This window comes from Roseateles sp. GW821-FHT09B06 (assembly GCF_059418245.1).
Window position 1 is genome coordinate 60717 of sequence record NZ_JBWKPM010000006.1, and the last position, 21345, is coordinate 82061.

Annotated in this window: 20 protein-coding genes and 1 pseudogene; 11 read left to right on the plus strand and 10 right to left on the minus strand. The window is 69.5% G+C overall.

From position 1 onward, the window contains the following. The first annotated feature begins 197 nt into the window (after nucleotides 1-197). Genes AC07OQ_RS07370 through AC07OQ_RS07380 form a run of 3 tightly spaced genes read left to right on the plus strand, consistent with a single transcriptional unit; the run spans nucleotide 198 to nucleotide 1275 of the window. Entirely contained in the window at nucleotides 198-479 is a 282-nt protein-coding gene (locus AC07OQ_RS07370) for a DUF2164 domain-containing protein (RefSeq protein WP_495052455.1), read from the plus strand. Nucleotides 480-509: 30 nt separating this feature from the next. Continuing rightward, nucleotides 510-707, plus strand: a complete 198-nt coding sequence (locus AC07OQ_RS07375) for a hypothetical protein (protein WP_495052456.1) — start codon at nucleotides 510-512, stop codon at nucleotides 705-707. Nucleotide 708: 1 nt separating this feature from the next. Continuing rightward, the gene (locus tag AC07OQ_RS07380) at nucleotides 709-1275 is read left to right on the plus strand and encodes a GNAT family N-acetyltransferase (RefSeq protein WP_495052457.1); all 567 of its coding nucleotides are present in this window, start codon (nucleotides 709-711) and stop codon (nucleotides 1273-1275) included. Between the two features lie 9 nt (nucleotides 1276-1284). Here the strand turns inward: AC07OQ_RS07380 and AC07OQ_RS07385 are convergent, their stop codons facing one another. Together AC07OQ_RS07385 and AC07OQ_RS07390 are read right to left on the minus strand one after the other, a co-directional pair. After that, nucleotides 1285-2535 carry a glycoside hydrolase family 18 protein gene (locus AC07OQ_RS07385; protein ID WP_495052458.1) on the minus strand — a complete coding sequence of 417 codons (1251 nt, stop codon included), beginning with the start codon at nucleotides 2533-2535 and terminating at the stop codon, nucleotides 1285-1287. Between the two features lie 126 nt (nucleotides 2536-2661). Further along, nucleotides 2662-3321: a hypothetical protein gene (locus AC07OQ_RS07390; RefSeq protein ID WP_495052459.1), complete on the minus strand. Its 660-nt coding sequence runs from the start codon at nucleotides 3319-3321 to the stop codon at nucleotides 2662-2664. Nucleotides 3322-3342: 21 nt separating this feature from the next. Between AC07OQ_RS07390 and AC07OQ_RS07395 the strand changes: the two genes are divergently transcribed. The 4 genes from AC07OQ_RS07395 to AC07OQ_RS07410 all read left to right on the plus strand — a co-directional run bounded on the left by AC07OQ_RS07395 (nucleotide 3343) and on the right by AC07OQ_RS07410 (nucleotide 6138). Continuing rightward, nucleotides 3343-4290, plus strand: coding sequence for a helix-turn-helix domain-containing protein (locus tag AC07OQ_RS07395; protein ID WP_495052460.1), 948 nt, complete (start codon nucleotides 3343-3345; stop codon nucleotides 4288-4290). 73 nt (nucleotides 4291-4363) lie between these two features. Next, the gene (locus AC07OQ_RS07400; protein WP_495052461.1) at nucleotides 4364-5149 is read left to right on the plus strand and encodes a fumarylacetoacetate hydrolase family protein; all 786 of its coding nucleotides are present in this window, start codon (nucleotides 4364-4366) and stop codon (nucleotides 5147-5149) included. 48 nt (nucleotides 5150-5197) lie between these two features. Next, a complete protein-coding gene (locus tag AC07OQ_RS07405) occupies nucleotides 5198-5506 on the plus strand; it encodes an EthD family reductase (RefSeq protein WP_495052462.1) in 309 nt (102 codons plus the stop codon). A gap of 14 nt (nucleotides 5507-5520) precedes the next feature. Next, nucleotides 5521-6138: a flavin reductase family protein gene (locus AC07OQ_RS07410; RefSeq protein ID WP_495052463.1), complete on the plus strand. Its 618-nt coding sequence runs from the start codon at nucleotides 5521-5523 to the stop codon at nucleotides 6136-6138. Nucleotides 6139-6160: 22 nt separating this feature from the next. On the opposite strand, the gene AC07OQ_RS07415 is transcribed toward AC07OQ_RS07410, so the two are convergent. Both AC07OQ_RS07415 and AC07OQ_RS07420 read right to left on the minus strand, forming a co-directional pair. Further along, nucleotides 6161-7036, minus strand: coding sequence for an EamA family transporter (locus tag AC07OQ_RS07415; protein ID WP_495052603.1), 876 nt, complete (start codon nucleotides 7034-7036; stop codon nucleotides 6161-6163). Nucleotides 7037-7093: 57 nt separating this feature from the next. Beyond that, nucleotides 7094-7621: an Lrp/AsnC family transcriptional regulator gene (locus tag AC07OQ_RS07420; protein ID WP_495052464.1), complete on the minus strand. Its 528-nt coding sequence runs from the start codon at nucleotides 7619-7621 to the stop codon at nucleotides 7094-7096. Nucleotides 7622-7850: 229 nt separating this feature from the next. Between AC07OQ_RS07420 and AC07OQ_RS07425 the strand changes: the two genes are divergently transcribed. The 4 genes and pseudogenes from AC07OQ_RS07425 (at nucleotide 7851) to AC07OQ_RS07440 (ending at nucleotide 14380) form a co-directional block, all read left to right on the plus strand. Further along, nucleotides 7851-11420, plus strand: a complete 3570-nt coding sequence (locus AC07OQ_RS07425) for an indolepyruvate ferredoxin oxidoreductase family protein (protein ID WP_495052465.1) — start codon at nucleotides 7851-7853, stop codon at nucleotides 11418-11420. A gap of 109 nt (nucleotides 11421-11529) precedes the next feature. Continuing rightward, complete coding sequence (locus tag AC07OQ_RS07430; RefSeq protein WP_495052466.1) at nucleotides 11530-12402, plus strand: DUF2167 domain-containing protein; 873 nt, start codon at nucleotides 11530-11532, stop codon at nucleotides 12400-12402. A gap of 6 nt (nucleotides 12403-12408) precedes the next feature. Next, nucleotides 12409-12552, plus strand: a pseudogene (locus AC07OQ_RS07435) (site-2 protease family protein); the annotation flags it as partial. A gap of 283 nt (nucleotides 12553-12835) precedes the next feature. Next, the gene (locus AC07OQ_RS07440) at nucleotides 12836-14380 is read left to right on the plus strand and encodes a methyl-accepting chemotaxis protein (RefSeq protein WP_495052467.1); all 1545 of its coding nucleotides are present in this window, start codon (nucleotides 12836-12838) and stop codon (nucleotides 14378-14380) included. Between the two features lie 12 nt (nucleotides 14381-14392). Here the strand turns inward: AC07OQ_RS07440 and AC07OQ_RS07445 are convergent, their stop codons facing one another. The 6 genes from AC07OQ_RS07445 to AC07OQ_RS07470 form a co-directional block, all read right to left on the minus strand. Next, nucleotides 14393-14608 carry a hypothetical protein gene (locus AC07OQ_RS07445; RefSeq protein WP_495052468.1) on the minus strand — a complete coding sequence of 72 codons (216 nt, stop codon included), beginning with the start codon at nucleotides 14606-14608 and terminating at the stop codon, nucleotides 14393-14395. After that, nucleotides 14578-16512 carry a TRAP transporter large permease gene (locus tag AC07OQ_RS07450; RefSeq protein WP_495052604.1) on the minus strand — a complete coding sequence of 645 codons (1935 nt, stop codon included), beginning with the start codon at nucleotides 16510-16512 and terminating at the stop codon, nucleotides 14578-14580. Before AC07OQ_RS07450 ends, AC07OQ_RS07445 begins: the two co-directional genes overlap by 31 nt. A 2-nt stretch (nucleotides 16513-16514) precedes the next feature. Further along, nucleotides 16515-17138, minus strand: coding sequence for a TRAP transporter small permease subunit (locus AC07OQ_RS07455; RefSeq protein ID WP_495052469.1), 624 nt, complete (start codon nucleotides 17136-17138; stop codon nucleotides 16515-16517). A gap of 66 nt (nucleotides 17139-17204) precedes the next feature. Continuing rightward, nucleotides 17205-18347, minus strand: a complete 1143-nt coding sequence (locus AC07OQ_RS07460) for a TRAP transporter substrate-binding protein (RefSeq protein WP_495052470.1) — start codon at nucleotides 18345-18347, stop codon at nucleotides 17205-17207. 272 nt (nucleotides 18348-18619) lie between these two features. Next, nucleotides 18620-20053: an alpha/beta fold hydrolase gene (locus tag AC07OQ_RS07465; RefSeq protein WP_495052471.1), complete on the minus strand. Its 1434-nt coding sequence runs from the start codon at nucleotides 20051-20053 to the stop codon at nucleotides 18620-18622. Beyond that, nucleotides 20044-21270 (minus strand): PEP-CTERM sorting domain-containing protein, encoded by a 1227-nt coding sequence (locus AC07OQ_RS07470; RefSeq protein ID WP_495052472.1) that lies wholly within the window; start codon nucleotides 21268-21270, stop codon nucleotides 20044-20046. The genes AC07OQ_RS07465 and AC07OQ_RS07470 overlap by 10 nt, the downstream gene beginning before the upstream one ends. Nucleotides 21271-21345: the final 75 nt, after the last annotated feature.

Consider the following 21345-nt stretch of genomic DNA (forward strand, 5'->3'; position numbering starts at 1 on the left):
GCAGGCGGGACAAAACTGGGTGCGGCATCTTAGCCCGCTGATTTTGCCCGCGCAGGAGTCTGCGCCGCGGGTGGAAACCAGAAGCAAGGCCCGCGCGGCGATAGCGCTTGATCGGCCCGCCATAGCCTCAGGGAATGGCGCGTGCGCCAGGCGTGCGGCAGGCACCGGCCACGGGCTCCGCTGCACAATGCGGGCCCATGAGCATCGAACTTCCCAAGGACGCACGCCAGCGCGCGATCGACTCGATCCAGCGCTACTTCGAGGCGAACATGGACGAGCCGATCGGCAATATCGCCGCCGGCGCGCTGCTGGGCTTCATGCTGGAGGAGATCGGCCCCAGCATCTACAACCGGGCGGTGGCCGACGTGCAGGAAAGGCTGCAGCAGCGCGTGGCCGAGCTGGACCTCGAGGTGCACGAGGACGAGTTCGGCTACTGGCGCAAGATCGATGCTGCCGGCCGCAAGAAGACCGCCCGCTGAACCGATGCGCCGGAAGGGAAGTCCGCCGCCATGCTGAAGCTGCTGCTCTGGTGCCTGCTGTTCCTGCTGTGCTGGCCGCTGGCGCTGCTGGCCCTGCTGCTGTGGCCGCTGGTCTGGCTGATCTCGCTGCCCTTGCGGCTGATCGGCATCAGCGTCGAGGCGCTGTTCGCGCTGCTGCGCGCCCTGCTGATGCTGCCGGCGCGGCTGCTGAGCCGAAAGCCACGCTGACATGGACGCCATCGAATTCGACACCGCGCGGCTGCGCCTGCGCGCCTGGCGCGAGAGCGACCGCGAACCCTTTGCCGCGCTGAATGCCGATCCGGCCGTGATGGAATATTTCCCGGCCCTGCAGACCCGCGCACAGAGCGACGCCGGCATCGATGCCTGGATGGCGCAGTTCGAGGCCCGGGGCTGGAGCAACTGGGCCGTCGAGACCCTGGACGGCGGCGCCTTCGTCGGCTTCGTCGGCCTGTCGGTGCCGCGCCGCCCGCTGCCCTTCTCGCCCTGCGTCGAGATCGGCTGGCGCCTGGCGCGCCAGTTCTGGGGCCGGGGCTATGCCAGCGAGGCAGCCCGCGGCGCCCTGGCGCTGGGCTTCGGGCGCCTGCGGCTGGACGAGATCGTCTCCTTCACCGCATTGGGCAACCGGCGCTCGCGTGCCGTGATGGAGCGCATCGGCCTGCGCCCGGACCCGGCCGGCGAGTTCGACCACCCCGCCCTGCCCGAGGGCCATGTCTTGCGCCGGCATTGCCTGTACCGGCTGACGCGCGCCGACTGGGCGGCACGGCCGGGCCGCTAGGGCCTGACCTCAGCGGGTCGAAGGCAACAGCAGATTGCCCACGCCGGCGTTCATCGCGTTCAGGATATCGCCGTTGTCCTGGCTCAGCTCCCAGGCGAACAGGCCCGCCAGCCCCGCTTCGACCACATAGCGGCCCTTGGCCCGCACCGCGCGCGGGTCGTCGTAGCCGATGAAGAGCTGCAGCTTTGGGTGGTGGAGGTTCCAGGCCAGGGTCGTCGCGTCAAAGCCGGCCTCGAAGCCGCGCCGGCCCTGGCCCCGGCGGTCCAGGTAGCGCGTCGCGATCTCGCGGTAGCTGAGCGAGCCGTCGGCACCGGGATAGCCGGCCTTCTTGGCCGCGCCGGTGAGCGGGCGGGCCACGCCGGAGAAGCCGCGGCCATACATCGCGACGCCCGCCACCAGCTTAGGCAAGGGCACGCCGGCCGCCGTCATATTGCGCACCGAGCGCTCCAGGCTGTCGTCGGCCTCGGGCGCGCTGCTCCTGAGCGTCGTGTGGTGGCCCGCCGTCGCCGACCAGCCGCCGTAGAAGTCGTAGCTCATCATGAACACCAGGTCCAGGGACTTCTCGGCCTGCCTGAAGTTGACGCGGTCGACGATGGCACTGGTGGTGTTGACGGCGGTGGTGAGCAGGTAGGGCCGGCCGGTCTCGGCCGTCAGGGTGTTCAGGGCCGCGCGCAACTCCGTCATCAGCTCGGCGTAACCCTGGCCGTCGGCCGAGCTGCCGAGCTGCACGCCATTGGCAGCGCCATTGCCGCCCGGGTGCTCCCAATCGATGTCGATGCCGTCGAAGCCCGGATGCTCGCGCAGGAAGCGCAAGGCCGAGGCGGCAAAGACGGCGCGCCGCGCCGCGTCGTTGGCCAGGTGGAAGAAGGGGTCGGAGCCGCCCCAGCCGCCCACCGAGGCCAGCACCTTGATATGGGGCTGGCGCGTCTTCAGCGCCGCGAAGGCGGCATCGAAGCGCCGGTCCACCGGACCGCTGGCCAGCTCGAAATCCCGCTTGCCCGCGCATTTGGGCGCGTCGACCGGCAGCTGGCCGGGGCCGCAGAGGCGCAGGAAGGCATAGAGGATGTGGGTCAGGCTGCCGTCCCTGATGCGCTCGACCAGGGCCACCGGCTCCCAGTTCGGCACATAGGCGCCCACCACCTTGGCGCTGCTGCGCTCCACCGCCAGCGGGCCTGCGCCGAAGACGGGCTGGGCCTGGGCGGCAAGGCTGGCCCCCAACGCAAGAACGGTGCTGAGCAGCAGGGATCGGGTGGTTCTCATCGGTTTGGCCGGCGACAAAGAAGCACGAAGCCTATCACCAATCAGATACCAATCAAATACCAAAACACGCCATCGCGACGGCAGTGCCGGCGCTCCGTTCAGGCGCCGCTGCGATCCACCGGCCCCTCAGGGCGCCGCGCTGACCCGGACCTGCAGCTCGCGGCCGCCCTGCGACTCGGCATCGCGGCTGCCGATCGCGCCGGGCTCCGGCACATGCGGGCCGCCGCCGCGGCGCGCCACGGTCACCCATTCGCCCAGCGCCAGCTGTACGGTGGACAGGATCTCGGTCTCGCCGGCCCCGCCGGCCGGCGCCAGCGCGCGCAGCTCCACCCGCACCGGCTGGCGCCCGCCCGGCCACAGGGGCGTCAGCGCAAAGCCGCGCCGGCGCTCGACGGGCAGGCTGCGCGATTGCGCATGCAGGCGCGGCTGCGGCCGCGCCGGGCCACCGCGCAGCTCGACGCCGTAGTCCAGCCATTGCAGCAGCTCGGTTTCGGCCAGCATCACGCTGGCGGTCCGACCATTCAGCACCAGCAGCTGCTGGCTCTGGACGATGTCGTCCTCGACGCGCCGGGTCGACAGCGTCGTGCCGCCGGGCCGCGGCGAGACGCTGCCGGCCGTGCCCAGCACCACGCCGCCCTGGCGCGAGCCCGCGATCACGGCGCCGCTGACGCCGGATTCGACCCAGCGCAGCTCCACCAGCAGGTTCTGGCGCGGCGGCTCGGCCCGGGCCGCCGCCGGCGCGAGCAGCAGGCACAGCAGCAGCGAACGACGGCGCAGCGGACTCATGGGGCGAGCATACATGGCAGGATGCGCGCCATGGCCAAGACGACGAGCAGCAATAGCATGGTGCGTACCTACGCGATGGTGGAGCGCTCCGACCATCTGGACTTCGACATCCGCGACCAGGGCCAGCGCGCGCCGCTGACCCAGCCGCACAAGCACGAGTACTTCCAGATCCAGGTGAACCTGGCCGGCGAGACCCAGCAGCATATCGGCGGCACGGTGCGGCCCTTCCCGCCCCGCTGTCTGAGCTTCGTGCTGCCGCACCGCATGCATCTGGTGCCGCACCCGGCCGGCACGCGCTGGCTGGTGGTGAACTTCAGCCAGCGCTTCCTGCGCCCGGACCTGAGCGTCGATCCGCTGGACCTGGAGGACGTGCCGCTGGCCCAGGCCCCCGAGCTGGCGCCCTTCCAGTTCCAGGAGCATCTGGACTTCGTCTTCGACGCGGCGGCGTTCGGCGAGGTGCTGGCCCTGCTGGACATCATGCAGCGCGAGAACGCGGCGCGGCGCCTCGGCTCGGAAGCGGCGATCCGCGGCGCCCTGCTGCAGCTGCTGGCCCTGAGCTGCCGGCACCGCGAGCCCGAGCTGCGGGCGCTGGCCGCGGCCCAGGCCCAGCAGGGCAGCCGACGCGCCGCGCTGGCGCGGGTGCTGCGCTATCTGCGCGAGGAACTGGCCGGCGAGCCCACCTTGGCCGCGGCGGCCGAGGCCGCCTGTCTCTCGCCCAACTACCTGGCCCATCTGATCAAAAAGGAGACCGGCAAGACCTTCACCGAGCTGCTGACCGAGCGCCGCCTGGCGCTCGCCCAGGAACTGCTGCTGGCCACCGCGGACCGCATCTGCGAGATCGCGCGGCGCTGCGGCTTCGCCGACGAGGCCTATTTCGCGCGGCGCTTCCGCCAATGGCATGGCCAGAGCCCGCGCGCCTGGCGCGAGCAGCAGCGCCAGGGGCTGAATTCCGTCCAAGTCTTGCGTTGATGCGTCCTGGTGGCGCGCGCCGCGCGCCCCTAAGCTGGGTGCACAACAGATCCATCGCCAGGAGACAAGACCCATGGACCGTCGCCACATGCTGATCAACACCACCTCCGCCCTGGGCGGGGCCCTGGCCGCCGGTTGCGCCAGCGTCACCGCCACGCCCTCGCAGCCCGCACCCTTCGCGCTGAGCGTGCCCGCCGTTCCGATCGCTGGGTCCGGCGAGGTGTTCCCGGTGCACCGCATCTACTGCATCGGCCGCAACTACGCGGCCCATGCGCGCGAGATGGGCTCGGACCCGACGCGCGAGCCGCCCTTCTTCTTCCAGAAGCCCAGCGACGCCGTGCAGTTCGTCGCCCCCGGCAAGACCGCCGAGCATCCCTACCCCGCGTTGACCAAGAACTACCACTACGAGGTGGAGCTGGTGGCGGCGCTGAAGAGCGGCGGCCGCAACATCCCGATCGACCAGGCGCTCTCGCATGTCTACGGCTACGCGATCGGCCTGGACATGACGCGGCGCGACCTGCAGCGCGCGATGGGCGACCAGAAGAAGCCCTGGGAGATCGGCAAGAGCTTCGACCTGTCGGCTCCGATCGGCCCGATCCACAAGCTCGCGCAGACCGGGCATTTCCTGAAGGGCGCGATCTCGCTGTCGGTGAACGGCCAGGTCAAGCAGAACGCCGATCTCAGCTACATGATCTGGAGCGTGGCCGAGCAGATCAGCCGCCTCTCCGAGGCCTTCGAGCTGAAGGCCGGCGACCTGATCTACAGCGGCACGCCGGAGAACGTCGGCCCGGTGGTCAAGGGCGACTTGATGCTGGCGCGCATCGAAGGCCTGCCGGAACTCAGCTTGCGCGTGGTCTGAGCCCGGGCCTAGCATCGGGCTCCCTCTTCTGCTTCCGGGAGTCCGGTGATGGCCAAGCTGATCGCGCTCTACAACAAGCCGGCCGATGCGGCCGCCTTCGATGCCCATTACTTCGACCGCCATGTGCCGCTGGCCAAGACCATCCCGGGCCTGCGGCGCTACGAGGTCAGCGCCGGCGCGGTGATGACGCCGCAGGGCGAGGCGCCGCTGCACCTGGTGGCCCTGCTGGAGTTCGACTCGGTGCCGGCCATCCAGGCCGCGATGGCCTCGCCCGAGGGCGTCGCCACGGCGGCCGACCTGGCCAACTTCGCCCAGGCCGGCGTGCAGCTGCTGATCTTCGACAGCAAGACGGTCTGAGCTAGGCTCGGTGCATGAACGCCTCCGAGATGCATTTCTACGAACCACGGCTGGGCCACGGCCTGCCGCACGACCCCTTCAACGCCATCGTCGGGCCGCGCCCGATCGGCTGGATCGCCTCGCGCGATCCGGCCGGCCGCCTGAACCTCGCGCCCTACAGCTTCTTCAACGCCTTCTGCTACACGCCGCCGCTGATCGGCTTCGCCAGCACCAGCCGCAAGGACACGCTCAACAATATCGAGGCCAGCGGCGAGTTCGTCTGGAACCTGGCGACGCGCGAGCTGGCCGAGGCGATGAACGCCAGCTGTGCGGCCGTGCCGCCCGAGGTGGACGAGTTCGAGCTGGCGGGGCTGGCCACCGCGCCCTCGCGGGTGGTGGGCGTGCCGCGCGTGGCGGCCAGCCCGGTGGCCTTCGAATGCCGGGTGGCCCAGGTCATCCGGCTGCAGGGCGCCGACGGCGCGCCGACGGACAGCTGGCTGACCATCGGCGAGGTCGTGGGCGTGCACATCGCGCGGCCCCTGCTGGTGAACGGCATCTACGACACCGCCGCGGCCCGCCCGATCCTGCGCGGCGGCGGTCCGGCCGACTACTTCGAGCTGGGCGAGCGCTTTCGCATGCACCGGCCGCGCTGAGCGCGGGCGCCACGCCGCCCGCTCAGGCCGTGGCAATGCGCCGGCGCAGCGGCCACAGCAGATTGAGCGCCAGCCCGCTCAGCACCAGGGCCGCGGCACCGAGCTTCCAGGCCGGCAGCGCCTCGCCCAGCAGCAGCGCGGCGCTGCCCATGCCGAACACCGGCACCAGCAGGGCCAGCGGCACGACGGTGGCGGCGGCATGGCGGGCCAGCAGCCAGCTCCACATGCCGTAGCCGAACAAGGTGTTGCCCAGCGACTGCCACAGCACCGCGGCCCAAGTCCCCCAGCTCGCCTGCGCCAGGCCCTGGGCGATGGCCGCCGGCCCTTCGACCAGCAGGCTCAGCAGCAGCAGCGGCGGCACCGCGAACAGGCTGGTCCAGACCATATAGGCCAGCATGTTCACCCGGCCGGCGCGCTTGCCCACCATATTGCCGCAGGCCCAGCAGAGGGCCGCCAGCAGCACCATCGCGACGCCCAGCACCGTGGTGCTGCCATCCGTGTGCGCGGCGATCACCGCGATGCCGCCGGCCGCCAAGGCCAGCCCCGCCCATTGGTAGGCCTGCACCCTTTCCTTGGCCAGGCGCACCGCCAGCAGCAGCGTGAAGAAGACCTGGGTCTGCACCACCAGCGAGGCCAGACCGGGCGAGATCTGCGCGCGCATCGCGAGATAGAGCACGCCGAACTGGCCCACGCCGATCAAGAGGCCGTAGGCCGCCAGATTGGACCAGGCCACCGCCGGCCGCGGCAGAAAGAAGATGGCCGGCAGCACCGCGAAGGCGAAGCGCAGCGCCGCGAACAGCAGCGGCGGCAGCGCGCCCAGGGCCAGCTTGATGACGACGAAGTTGCTGCCCCAGATGGCGACGATGGCCAGGGCGAGCAGGAGGTGGCGCGGGGGCAGGGCGGCGGAGGAACTCATGGGCGCCAGCCTATCCGATCGCCGCTCGGCCGGCCGGTATCAGGTCTTGCCGGCCGCCTTCAGGTGCGCCAGCGGCAGCGCGCCGCTGGCCTTGACCTCGCCCAGCGAGAAGCTGGTGTGGATGTCCTTCACATTGGGCAGGTTCAGCAGCGTGTCGATCGAGAAGCGGCTGAAGGCATCGAGGTCGGTGGCCATCACCTGCAGCTCGAAGGTGCCGGCGCCCGAGATGTAGTGGCAGGCGATCACCTCGGGCAGCGCGCGGATGGCCGCCTCCAGCTGCTTGGTTGCCGCGCCGGCGCTGCGCTCGGCATCCACCCGCACAAAGGCCAGCACGCCCAGGCCCACCTTGCGGCGGTCGATCTCGGCGCGGTAGCCGGTGATATAGCCCTGCTCCTCCAGCCAGCGCACGCGCCGCCAGGTCGGCGCGGCCGACAGGCCGATGCGCGCCGCCAGCTCGGCGTTCGAGAGCCGCGCCTCGCGCTGCAGTTCGGCCAGGATGGCAATGTGGTAACGGTCCAGCCCCTCGCCCTGCTCCTCGGCGGGCGCCACGGCCGAATTGTTCCTCATGGTTTTCCCTGATTCGGGCTTTCTGGAAGCCAATCCAAATCTCCTTGGCTTAATTGAGCAAGATTATTGCTCCAACACCGGCTGCAGCGCGCCATTTAGAAAGCACCGCGCGGGCCGCTTTCCCTACACTGCGCGGCGGGCCTCGTCAGCCCATACTTGTCGAACGGGAAGGCCGCCACAAGCGGCCCGTTCTCGCTGCATCGACGCCCCCACAGGAGTCCCAAGCCACATGAATGCACCGCTGCCCGAACATATCCTGCGCGCCCTCGAGAAGGTCTCGCTGGACGACAAATACGCGCTGGACCATGGCCGCGCCTTCATGAGCGGCGTGCAGGCGCTGGTGCGGCTGCCGATGCTGCAGCGCACGCGCGACGCGATGGTCGGGCTGAACACCGCCGGCTTCATCTCCGGCTACCGCGGCTCGCCGCTGGGCGGCTATGACCAGATGCTGATGCAGGCCAAGAAGCACCTGGCCAAGCAGAACATCGTGTTCCAGCCGGGCGTCAACGAGGAACTGGGCGCCACCGCCGTGTGGGGCACGCAGCAGCTGGACCTGTTCCCCGAGAAGAACAAGTTCGACGGCGTGTTCGGCATCTGGTACGGCAAGGGCCCAGGCGTGGACCGCTGCATCGACGTCTTCAAGCATGCCAACATGGCCGGCACGGCCCGCCACGGCGGCGTGATCGCGGTGGCCGGCGACGACCATATCGCCAAGAGCTCGACCGCCGCGCACCAGAGCGATCATGTGTTCAAGGCGGTCGGCTTCCCGGTGTTCTTCCCCAGCAGCGTGCAGGACATCCTGGACATGGGCCTGCATGCCTTTGCCCTCTCCCGCTTCTCGGGCGTCTGGTCGGGCATGAAGACGATCCAGGAGATCGTCGAATCCTCCGCCTCGATCAGCGTCGACCCGGACCGCGTCAACATCATCCTGCCCGAGGACTTCCAGATGCCCGAGGGCGGCCTGCATATCCGCTGGCCCGACGCGCCGCTGGAGCAGGAAGCGCGGCTGATGGATTACAAGTGGTACGCGGCGCTGGCCTATATCCGCGCCAACAAGCTGAACTACAACGTCGTCAGCACGCCGCACGACCGCCTGGGGCTGATCGCCAGCGGCAAGGCCTGGAACGACACCCGCCAGGCCCTGCACGACCTGGGGCTGGACGACGACACCTGCCGGCGCCTCGGCATCCGCCTGCACAAGGTCAATGTCGTCTGGCCGCTGGAGGCCACGATCACGCGCGACTTCGCCCAGGGCCTGCAGGAGATCCTGGTGGTCGAGGAGAAGCGCCAGATGATCGAGTACCAGATCAAGGAAGAGCTCTACAACTGGCGCCCCGACGTGCGCCCGAACGTGCTGGGCAAGTTCGACGAGATCGCCGGCGACATGAGCGGCGGCGAATGGAGCCAACCCAACCCCAGCAAGAACTGGCTGCTGCGCCCGCAGGCCGACCTGACCCCGGCCATCATCGCCCGCGCGATCGCCAAGCGCCTGAAGAAGCTGGGCGTGGACGCCGATGTGCAGGCGCGCCTGGATGCGCGCGTCGCGATCATCGACGCCAAGGAGAACGCGCTGAAGGCGGAGGAGAAGACCGCCGGCGGCGCCGATCGCACGCCCTGGTTCTGCTCCGGCTGCCCGCACAACACCTCGACCCGCGTGCCCGAGGGCTCGCGCGCCGTGGCCGGCATCGGCTGCCATTACATGGTCAGCTGGATGCCGGGCCGCAACACCGCCACCTTCACGCAGATGGGCGGCGAGGGCGTGCCCTGGGTGGGCCAGCAACCGTTCACGACCGAAAAGCACATCTTCGCCAACCTGGGCGACGGCACCTACTTCCACAGCGGTCTGCTGGCGATCCGCCAGAGCATCGCCTCGGGCGTCAACATCACCTACAAGATCCTCTACAACGACGCGGTCGCGATGACCGGCGGCCAGCAGGTCGGCGAGCGCCCCGAAGGCCATTCGGTGATGCAGATCATGCAGAGCGTCACGGCCGAGGGCGTGGCCAAGCTCTGCATCGTCACCGACGAGCCGCAGAAGTACAACGGCGTCTCGCTCTTGGCCGGCGTCACCGTGCACCACCGCGACGAGCTGGACTCTATCCAGCGCCAGTTCCGCGAGATCCCCGGCACGACGGCCATCATCTACGACCAGACCTGCGCCACCGAAAAGCGCCGCCGCCGCAAGCGCGGCAAGCTGGTCGACCCGGCCAAGCGCGTCGTCATCAACGAGCTGGTCTGCGAGGGCTGCGGCGACTGCTCGATCCAGAGCAACTGCCTGTCGGTCGAGCCGCTGGAGACCGACTTCGGCCGCAAGCGCCAGATCAACCAGAACAGCTGCAACAAGGACTACAGCTGCGTCAAGGGCTTCTGCCCCAGCTTCGTCACGATCGAGGGCGGCGAGCTGAAGAAGCCGAAGAAGGACAAGAAGCTCAGCCCCTTCGACGCCGCGCTCGCGCCGATCCCGCAGCCGCTGATCCCGAACGCCCAAAGCGACACGGGTGGCGCCTGGGGCATCGTCGTCGCCGGCGTCGGCGGCACCGGCGTGATCACGATCGGCCAGCTCTTGGGCATGGCCGCCCACCTGGAAGGCAAGGGCGTGATCACCCAGGACGCCGCCGGCCTGGCCCAGAAGGGCGGCGCCACCTGGAGCCACATCCAGATCGCCAACGACCCCGCGGCGATCCACTGCACCAAGGTCGGCACGGCCGAGGCCGAGCTGGTGATCGCCTGCGACTCGATCGTCGCGGCCAACAAGAGCACCCTGGCCGTGATGCGCGAGGGCCGCACCTTCGTGGCCCTGAACACCCATGGCTCGCCGACGGCCTCCCTCGTCAACGATGCGAACTGGGCCTTCCCGGGAGCCGCCTGCGAGGCCGCCGTCGGCAAGGCCGTCGGCGCCGAGCATCTGGGCATGTTCGATGCCGAGGAAGTGGCGGTGAAGCTGCTGGGCGATTCGCTCTACACCAACCCGCTGATGCTGGGCTACGCCTGGCAGAAGGGCAAGGTGCCGCTGAGCTATGCCGCGCTGATGCGCGCGATCGAGCTGAACGGCGTGCAGATCGACAACAACAAGGCCGCCTTCGAATGGGGCCGCCGCTGCGCCCATGATCTGGCCGCCGTTCAGGCCCTCTATGCCGCGCGTCAGGTCATCAATATCGTCAAGCGCCCCGGCATCGAAGAGATCGTCGCCAAGCGCGTCGAGTTCCTGAGCGACTACCAGGACGCCGCCTATGCCGAACAGTACAAGGCCTTCGTCGACAAGGTGCGCGCCGCCGAGGGCCCGCTGAACTCGACCAAGCTCAGCGAGGCCGTGGCCAAGTACCTGTTCAAGCTGATGGCCTACAAGGACGAGTACGAGGTCGCGCGCCTGCACACCGACACGAAGTTCACCGACAAGATCGCGGCGCAGTTCGAGGGCGACTACAAGATCGTGCACCACCTGGCCCCGCCGCTCTTGGCCAAGAAGAACGACAAGGGCGAGCTGGTCAAGCGCCAGTTCGGCGCCTGGGTGCGCCCGGCCTTCGGCCTGCTGGCCAAGCTGAAGGGCCTGCGCGGCACGGCCTTCGACATCTTCGGCCACACCGAGGAGCGCAAGACCGAGCGCGCCCTGATCGGCGAGTACCGCGCCAGCATCGACGCGATCCTGGCCAAGGGCCTGACGGCCGAGCGCCTGCCTCTCGCCACCGAGATCGCCCGCATCCCCGAGGAGATCCGCGGCTACGGCCATGTCAAGCACCGCCACCTGCTGGCCGCGCGCGCCAAGTGGGAGGGGCTGATGGGGCAGTGGCGCCAGGCCTGATCCCTGCCGGCTCCCGACAGACCCGCAGCCCCTTTCCGAGGGGCCTGCGGGTTTTTTGTTGGGGCTAGGCTGGGCCGCCCATACCTACAAATCCCGAGGGAGTGCTCACATGAACAAGCTCAAGACTTGGCTGGCCGCCGCGCTGCTGGCCGGCAGCAGCCTGACACAGGCCGCCGATTCGGCCAAGGCCTGGGACGAGGCCCGGCAGGCGGCCAAGGCCGGTCCGCAGGACGTGGCCGTGGCCGGCCAGGCCACCCTGCACCTGCCCGAGGGCCGGGTCTTCATCCCGCAGCCGCAGGCGGCCCAGCTGCTGCGCGCTATGGGCAATCCCGGCGAGCATGCCGATCTGCAAGGCCTGGTGTTCCCGCAGGGCGACAAGAGCGGCTGGTTCGCCACCTTGCGCTACGAGGCTTCCGGCTATATCAAGGACGACGACGCCAAGGGCTGGAATGCCGACGAGTTGCTGAAGAGCTATCGCGAGGGCACGGAGGCCGCCAACGAGGAGCGCGCCAAGATGGGCGTGCCGGCCCTGGAGATCACCGGCTGGGCCGAGAAGCCCGCCTATGCGGCCGACACGCACCGCCTGGTCTGGGCCATGAGTTCGCGCAACAAGGGCGCGCCGGCCAGCGGGGAACAGGGCGTCAACTACAACACCTATGCGCTGGGCCGCGAGGGCTATCTGGGCCTGAACCTGATCACCGACCTGAAGGACCTGGGCGCGCACAAGGGCGAAGCGCAGAACCTGCTGGCGGCGCTGCAGTTCGACGAGGGCAAGCGCTACGCCGACTTCAACAGCGGCACCGACAAGGTGGCCGAGTACGGCCTGGCGGCCCTGGTGCTGGGCGTGGGCGCAAAGAAGCTCGGTTTCTTCGCGCTGGCCTTCGCCTTCGTGGCCAAATTCGCCAAGGTCTTCATCCTGGCCGCGGTCGCCTTCGGCGGCATCCTGATGAAATTCCTGCGCCGCGCCAAGCCGCAGGCCTGAGCCGCGATGAGCAAGCTGCTGCTCCTGCTGTTCTCCGGGCTGAAGTTCGGCAAGATCCTCAGCAGCGGCGGCACCATGCTGCTGTCGCTGGTGGTCTATGCCTTCGTCTACGGCTGGCGCTATGCGGCCGGCCTTGTCGCGCTGCTGGTCGCACCGCAGCTGGTGAAGGCCCGGCGCTACCGCGGCGACAGCGCCGAGGCGCGCGGCTACTACGCGGTACCGGCGGCGCTGAAATGGGAGTACGGCGGCGGCTGCATCGCGCTGGCGGCCTTCCTGGCCGTGATGAGCTACGAGGTGCACCAGATGCTGCCACGCTGAGCCCCATCCGCGGGGGGGACGGCGCAAGCCCTGACCCCATCCGGAGGTTGACAGCCGCGGCGCCGCGGCTTTCAATCGAAGCACCATCCCTCTCGAGGATGGGCAGGAGACAGCAATGGCGCGCATCGGCATCTCGTTCCGTCTCTGGCTGCCCACCCTGGTCACCGCCGCCGTGCTGGCCGCCGTGACCCTCGCCTCCAGCTGGCGCACCTTCAGCGCGCTGGCCGCCGAGCAGGCGGCGCAGGCCGAGCAGCGCGGCAAGGTCGAGATGGCGCTCAAATGGTCCGGCCTGACCCAGGCCAACGCGGCCCGCACGATGGCCGGCCTGATGGGCACGGACCTGGGCCTCGCGGCCCAGCTCAAGCCCGAGATGGACGCCACGTCGGCGCGCATCTCCGAGCTGCAGAAGAAGATCGAGGGGCAGGCCGGCAGCGCGGACGAGAAGGCCATCCTCGCCGACATCGCCAAGGCCCGCGGCGTCTATATCGCGGCGCGCAACGAGGCCGGCAAGGCGCGCGGCGGCGGGGCCGACATCGCGGACCGGCTGGGCGGCGTGCGCCGCGAGCTGGACGCCTATCTGGCCGCCCAGCAGCGCTTCGTCGAGCTGCAGGCCCAGCGGGCGGTGGATCTGGCGGGCGAGGTCGAGAAGGCGCGCACCCTGGACATCAGCGTGACGGCCGCCATCCTGGCGGCGGTGGTCGCGATGCTGCTCGCCAGCACCTGGCTGATGACGCGCTCGATCGTGCCGCCGCTGAAGAGCGCGCTGGACGCGACCCGGCGCATCGGCGCCGGCGACCTGTCGGTGCAGGTGGACGACCGCGGCCGGCGCGACGAGATCGGCAATCTGCAGCGCGGGCTCAACCAGATGGTGGTCTCGCTGCGCCAGCTGGTGCAGGACGTGCGCCACAGCGCCGAGAACATCCGCACCGCGGCCACCGAGATCGCCGCGGGCAACCAGAGCCTCTCCGAGCGTACCGAGGAGACCGCCAGCAATCTGCAGGAAACCGCCTCGACGATGGAGCAGCTGACCGCCACCGTGCGCATTTCCTCCGACTCGGCCGCCACCGCCAACCAGCTGGCGGCCGATGCCGCCCAGGTGGCGCAGAGCGGCGGCGAAGTGGTCGGCCAGGTGGTCACGACCATGGGCCGGATCCACGCCAGCTCGGGCCGCATCAGCGACATCATCGGCGTGATCGACGGCATCGCCTTCCAGACCAATATCCTGGCGCTGAACGCCGCGGTGGAGGCGGCGCGGGCCGGCGAGCAGGGCCGCGGCTTCGCGGTGGTGGCCGGCGAGGTGCGCATGCTGGCGCAGCGCAGCGCCGCGGCGGCCAGGGAGATCAAGACGCTGATCGGCAGCAGCGTCAGCGAGGTGGATGCCGGCTCGGCCCTGGCGGACAAGGCCGGCAGCACGATGAGCGCGGTGGTGTCCAGCGTGCGGCGCGTCACCGACGTGCTCGGCGAGGTCAGCGTCAGCTCGCGCGAGCAGAGCCAGAGCATCGCGCAGGTCAATATCGCCGTCGGTCAGCTCGACTCGATGACCCAGCAGAACTCCGCCCTGGTGGAGGAAAGCGCCGCGGCGGCCGCCAGCCTGCAGGAGCAGGCGCAGAAGCTGGCCGCAATGGTGGAGACCTTCCGGCTGGAGCGCGCCGCGGCCTGAGCGGGCAGGCCGTCAGTCCGGCTCGACCAGATCGCCGTAGGCGTGCCGGCTGGCGTGGGCCAGCCAGGGGAACACGACCACCAGGCCCGGCATCAGGGTGGCGAAGCCGATGGCCGTCAGGGCGGCGATCAGCAGGGCCGGCGCGAGATAGCTGGCCTTCCAGCCGGCCCCCGTCAGCAGCAGGCCGACTACGGCGATCAGCGCCCGTACAGCAGCTGCGGCAGCCACAGGCCGATGCCCGGCCAGAGATAGAGCAGCACGATCGCGATGACCTGGATGCCCATGAAGGGCAGCATGCCGGCGAAGATCTGGTTCAGGGTCACATGCGGCGGGCTGACGCCCTTCAGGTAGAAGGCCGCCATCGCCACCGGCGGACTCAGGAAGGCGGTCTGCAGGTTCAGCGCCACCAGCAGGCCGAAGAACAGCGGATCGACGCCGAAATTGTCCAGCAGCGGGATGAAGATGGGCATGAAGATCACGATGATCTCGGTCCACTCCAGCGGCCAGCCGAGGATGAAGATGATGAACTGCGACAGGATCAGGAACTCGGTCTTGCTGAGGTTCATCGACAGCACCCAGCGCTCCACCAGCTCCTGCCCGCCCAGCAGGGCGAAGGCGGCGGAGAAGATCGCCGAGCCGACGAACAGCCAGCAGACCATCGCGCTGGTCTTGGCGGTCAGGAACACCGACTCCTTCACCACCGTGAAGTTCAGCTGCTTGTAGGCCGCGGCCAGCAGCAGGCCGCCGGCGGCGCCCACGGCCGCCGCCTCGGTGGGCGTGGCCAGGCCGAACACGATGGAGCCCAGCACCGCCAGGATCAGCACCACCAGCGGAAAGAAGGAGGCCAGCAGCATCTTGAAGATTTCCAGGCGCTGGAAGCTCAGCAGCGCGTAGAAGCCGAAGAGCGCCAAGCCACCGACGCCCAGGCCGATCCAGTAGCCGTTCGGCGCGATGCGAGCCCCGCCATCGACAGCGGCCGGCGCGGAGGCCGCGGCATCGCCGGCAGCGGGCGCGCTGGCGGCCTGTTCCTCGGCGCCGGGCGGCAGAGCCAGGGCCCCGTCCGTCTTGGCCTCGGCGTCCTCTTCCTTGCTGCCGGGCGGCTCGGCCAGGCCGCCGGGCTCCTGCAGGCCGGTGCTGCCCTCGTCGACCTTGAGCTCCTCGGCCGGCTGGAAGCGCGCCTCCTGCACCAGCGGCGCGGTCACGTTGCGGTAGCTCCAGCCCGCGACCGCGACAAACAGCAGCGCCGGCAGCAGCACCACGAACAGCTGGCGCAGCACATGCCCCAGCGGCAGCTGCAGATTGCGCCGCCCCTTCAGGGCCGCCAGCAGTGCCGGCAGGGCGCGATTGGAGATCGCGTCGGCGATGCGCTGGGTCGGCGGCGACAGCGGCACGAAGCGCCCCTCGGCCGACAGCGGTGGCATCAGGTTCGGCCTGAGCTTGGCCAGGATGATCACGTAGACGATGTAGAGCCCGGCCAGCATCAGCCCCGGGAAGAAGGCGCCGGCATACAGCTGCACCACCGACACGCCGGCGGTGGCGCCATAGACGATCAGCATCACCGAGGGCGGGATCAGGATGCCCAGGCAGCCGCCGGCCGTGATCGCGCCGGCCGAGACGCGCACGTCGTAGCCGGCCTTCAGCATCTGCGGAAAGGCCAGCAGGCCCATCAGCGTGACCACCGCGCCGACGATGCCGGTGGCGGTGGCGAACACCGCGCAGGTGAACAGCGTGGCCACCGCCAGCGAGCCCGGCACGCGGGCCAGCGACAGGTGCAGCGAGCGGAACAGCTTCTCGATCAGGTTGGCGCGCTCGACCAGATAGCCCATGAAGACGAACAGGGGGATCGAGATCAGCACGTCGTTGCCCATCACCTTGAAGGCCGACTGCACCATCAGGGTCAGCGTCTTGTCGGTGTCGCGGTCGTAGGCCAGCCAGGTGAAGATCATGCCCATGCCCATCAGCGTGAAGGCCGTGGGAAAGCCCAGCATGATGGCCACCACCACCAGCGACAGCATCAAGAGGCCCAGATGCCCGCGCGTGATCTCGGCGCTGAGCAGCAGCATCGCGGCCACGCCGGCCAGGATCAGGGCCATCAGGCCGAAGCCGAACCAGAGTTCCTTGCGAATCTTGATGATCACCTGTGCGTCTCCGTCGGTGGCGTCACGTACTTGTCCAGCGCGGCAATGTCCTCGTCCTTGACCTGGACCATCGCCTTGAGCTTGTCGACGTCCACCTCCTCGACGTCCTGGCCGCGCGACGGCCATTCGCCGTCCCTGATGCAGCGGATGCAGCGCACGATCTCCACCAGGCCCTGCAGCAGCAGCATGGCGCCGGAGATCGGGATCACGAACTTGAAGGGATAGATGGGCAGCGGCTCGGCCGAGAAGGTCTGCTCGCGGATCGCCAGCGCCTCCTGCGCATAGCCCCAGCCCGCCCAGGTCAGCGCCACGATGCCGGGCAGGAAGAACAGCGCGTAAAGCACCAGGTCCACCCAGGCCTGGGCGCGCGGGCTGAAGAAGCTGTAGAGCACGTCGCCGCGCACATGGTTGTTCTTGGCCAGCGTGTAGGCGCCGGCCATCATGAACAGGGTGCCGTAGAGCATGATCTGCGCATCCAGCACCCAGGCATGCGGCTTGTTCAGCGCATAGCGGGAGAACACCTCCCAGGTGATCAACGCGGTGAGCCCCACGATCAGCCAGGCGAACAGCTGCCCCAGCCAGGTCGACAGCCGGTCCACCGCCAGCAGAATGCCTTGCATCGACGACGTCCTTGTTCTTGGAGGAAAGAAAAGCGGCCGGAAGGCCGGCCGCGTTCGGGAGGGGCGTCAGCCCTTCTTTCCAAAGTAATGGTTCCAGGCCATCTTGAAGTCGACCATATAGTCGTTCTGCCACTGGCCGGCGCGCTGCGCAAAGGCCTTCTGCGACTCCAGCACCTTCTTGAACAGCGCGTTCTCGCCGGCCTTCTTCTCGATCACCTTGTCCCAGGCCGCGAGCTGGGCGCGCAGGATGGCGTCGGGCGTCTTGTAGAAGTTGACCTTGTCCTTGGTCTTCAGCTCGATGTAGTCCTGCGAGTTGCGCTGGATCGCCTTCCAGCTCATGTCGGCACTGGCGGCCTGCACGCCATAGTCGATGATGGCCTTCAGCTCCGCCGGCAGCGCGTCGTACTTGCCCTTGTTGAACAGGATCTCGAACTGCTCGCCGCTCTGGTGGAAGCTCTGCAGCATGCAGTTCTTGGCCACGTCGGGGAAGCCCAGCACGCGGTCGCTGGAGGCATTGTTGAACTCGGCCGCGTCGATCAGGCCGCGGTCCAGCGCCGGCACGATCTCGCCGCCGGGCAGCGGGTTCACTGCGGTGCCCAGCTCGGTGAACACGTCGACCGCCAGGCCCACGGTGCGGAACTTCAGGCCCTTCATATCGGCCACCTTGGACACCGGCTTCTTGAACCAGCCCAGCGGCTGCGTCGGCATCGGTCCGTACAGATAGGACACCACGTCCATATTGATGGACTTGTAGATCTCCTCCAGCAGGGCCTTGCCGCCGCCGTAGCTGTGCCAGGCCAGCACCATGTTCGGGTCCATGCCGAAGGCCGGGCCCGAGCCCCACAGCGCCAGCGCCGAGTTCTTGCCGTAGTGGTAGGCCACCACGCCATGGCCGCCGTCCAAGGTGCCCTTGTTGACCGCGTCGAGCAGTTGGAAGGCCGGCACCACCGAGCCGGCAGGCAGCACCTCGATCTTCAGGCGGCCGCCGGCCATGTCGTTGACCTTCTTGGCGAAGTCCTGCGCGTACTCGTGGAAGATGTCCTTGGCGGGCCAGGTGGACTGGAAACGGAAACTGGTGGTCTGCGCGGTGGCGATCATCGGCGCGGCCAGCGCGCCGGCGGCGGCCGTGCCGGTGGCCGCCTTCTTCAGGAAGCGCCGGCGTCCGGCCGGGGTCTTCTCTGGGCAGTCCTTGCTGCTGTTGCTGCTCATCTCGGTCTCCTAGATTTTGATGTTCAAAGTCTTCGCGCCGGATTCGGAATCGCCTGAGGCTCGCTACTACGCCATCGGCCGTCTCTGTGGACCTCACCGCCTGCGCCGGCTCGAATATCGAAGCCCTGTAGTTCGGCAGCAACTGGGTCAAACCCGCGAAGCCCGGGATCGATGGACAGTTTCTGGACAGGCCGCCAGGCCCGAGGCCCCGCCGCCGCAACCGGCAGGCGGGGCCTCGGGACGAGGGGGCGCGACGCCGCGCGCCGGGGACCTCAGGGGCGCTGGCGCGCCGGCACGCGGGTTTCCAGCGCCATGGGCCGGTAGTCCGGCCGGAAGCGGCAGCTCGACGGGAACTTCGCCTGCGCCGCCGCGCAGCCCTGCGCCACCGTCGCCGGCGTGGGCTTGCGGCCCTCGCGCAACCAGGCCTTCAAGGCGTCCAGCAGCGCCACATAGCTGGCATCGCTGAGGTAGCTATGCTCGCGGTCGTCGCTGTAGGTCTGCACCAGCGCGTCGCCGCGCCCGGCCCGGGCCATGGTTTCGGCAAAGCTGTGCTGCATCTCGACGAAGGCGATCGGGTCGTGGATGCCGTGCACCGTCAGCACCGGCACCGGGACGCGGCCGTCCGGGTCGGCGTCGGCGCCGAAGCGCGCCACCGCGGCCGGGTCGGCCGCATAGCGCGGCACGCCGGCGTTGAGCGCGGCATCGTCGTCCGAGCCGAGGTAGCGCACGCCGATATTGCCGAACACATTGGCGCCGCCGCTGCGCCGCTCGGCGATGTCCTGGAAGTGGAAGGTGGCCCAGTTCAGATGGCCCTGGATGCTGCGCTCCGGGATGCGGATCACCTCGGTGATGGTCTTCAGCCTGCGCGCCTGCTCGGCGCTGCGCTCGGCGGCAGGCTTGTCGAGCGCCAGGCAGTCGTTGACGCGCCGCGCCAGCTCGGCCTGGTTCAGCATGCTGCCGGCGGGCAGACCCCGCCACAGCGGGTACTGCGGCTCGTCGGTGCGCGGATGGTTCCCGCACAGGTACTGGTAAACCACGCGCAGGTCCAGGCGGAAGTCGTAGGCGCGCGTGCCGCCGGCCAGCACGCCGCTGGTCAGCAGCACGCCGTCGTAAGGGCGCCCCCCGCCGGCGGGTACACCGTCGGCCCCCCGAGGGGGCTGCGCCGTCCTTGGGAGCGGCCCGGCGGACGGCGCCGACGGCTCGCCCGCCGCGAACATCTCGGCCGCCTTGGCTGCCACGCTGGCGCCCCAGGACTGGCCGTGCAGGATCGTCAGCGTCGGGGTGGCCACATGCCGCACGAACAGGCGGCGCAGGCGCTCGGTGTCCTCGGCAGCGGCGCGCACCGCCACCCCGCCCTGGCGAAAGCTGGAGCCGGCCCAGGCATAGCCGGCGCGCGGCATGATGGACCAGCGCTGCAGATCCTCCTCGATGCGCTGCATCGTCGGCGCGCCGAGGAAGGGGCCGCCATGGCTGTGCAGCACCAGCTCGCCCTGCCAACCCCCGGGGATCGCGATCAGGTAGAAGGCGCCGGCACTGTCCTGCCCGCCCAGGCAGCGCGTGTCGGACGGCACGCCGGCCGGGCAGGCCCGGGCCTGGGGCGGTGCCTCGGCGGACAGGTCGGGCGCCGGCGGCGGATGCCCGCAGCCGCTCAGCAGGGCCAGCGCGACGCCGGCCGACAGGTATCGGGCGACGGCCCCTACCACCATGCGCGTTGCCTCCGCGCGACGAAACCCAGCACGCCCAGCCCGGCCAGCAGTAGCGCAGCGCTCTGCGGCTCGGGCACCGGCGCCGCAAAACCCAGCTGCTCGCTGGCCACGCGCTGCAGCGCCAGCGCCTGCCGGGCCGTCAGCCCCAGATCGCGCGCGGCGATCTCGTCGGCGCCCAGCGAGGCCGGGTCCAGCCCGGTCAGGGTGCCGAACAGGGTCAGCGCGCTCAGATAGGAGCCGTATTTGCTGGCATGGGTGCCGTCGTCGAACCAGAGGTCGATCAGGCCGTCGGTGGCCGCACCCGGCGCATACCTATCGGGCGTCGCGACGCCGGCCGCGATCGCGCGCATAAAGCTCTCGCCCACCGGCGCAATGCCCTTGAAGCCGCCGCTGCCGTCCGCCGCGGCCTGCGCGGCCGCCGTCAGGTAGGCGCTGCGCAGGTCCTCGGTCATCGCCTGCAGCGAGCCGTAGAACGAGGGGGCCGGCGTGCTCGTGGTGTCGATCGCGCCGCTCACCGGGTCGGTCACCGTGGTGAAGGGCGCGTTGACCAGATTGGGCCGCGCCCAGGTCTGGTACAGGTACATCTCGGTGGCCGCGCTGGCGTTCGCGTTGGCCGGAATGCTGCGCAAGGTGCCGCAGGTGCCGGTGGAGGCGCCGGTGATCGCGGCGCATGCGGCGCTGGTGCCGCCGATCAGGTCGCGCTCGCGGTAGCTGAAGGCGCTGCCCTGGTGCACATGGTCCTCGATCAGATCGGCATAGCTCGTGAAATAGGCCGGGTTGGACGAGAGTCCGGCCTGCTTGCTCAGCGGCTCGTCGCTCTGCTCCTGCAGCACCAGCTTGCTCCATGGCTGCGAGGCGATATTGCCGCGCAGGTCCCAGCCGGCCGGGTTGCTGTTGAGGAAATGGCCGCGCAGCGAGGCGGCATTGCGGGTGGACAGGGCCACCTGGTAGTCCAGCCCGGCCTGCACCGTGAACTGCTTGAAGATGCCGGCCACGCCGCCCCAGGGATGGGGCTCGAAGGCATTGCTGCCGGTCGGATTGGCGGCCCACATCGCGGCCGTCAGGTCGCTGACATTGGCGGCGTTGTAGCTCATCACCGGGTCGACGCGACCGAAGGTGTAGCTGTTGCCGACAAACAGCACGCTGACCGTCTCGGCCCGCGCCGGCACCGCGGCGCCGGCCAGGCCCAGCAGCAGGATCGCGAATCTGGTTCTCATCGGGATCTCCTTTTGTTGCTCGGAAGCCGTGACGCGGGCCCGGGTCCAGGCTGTGCCGTCGGCCATGGGGGCGAA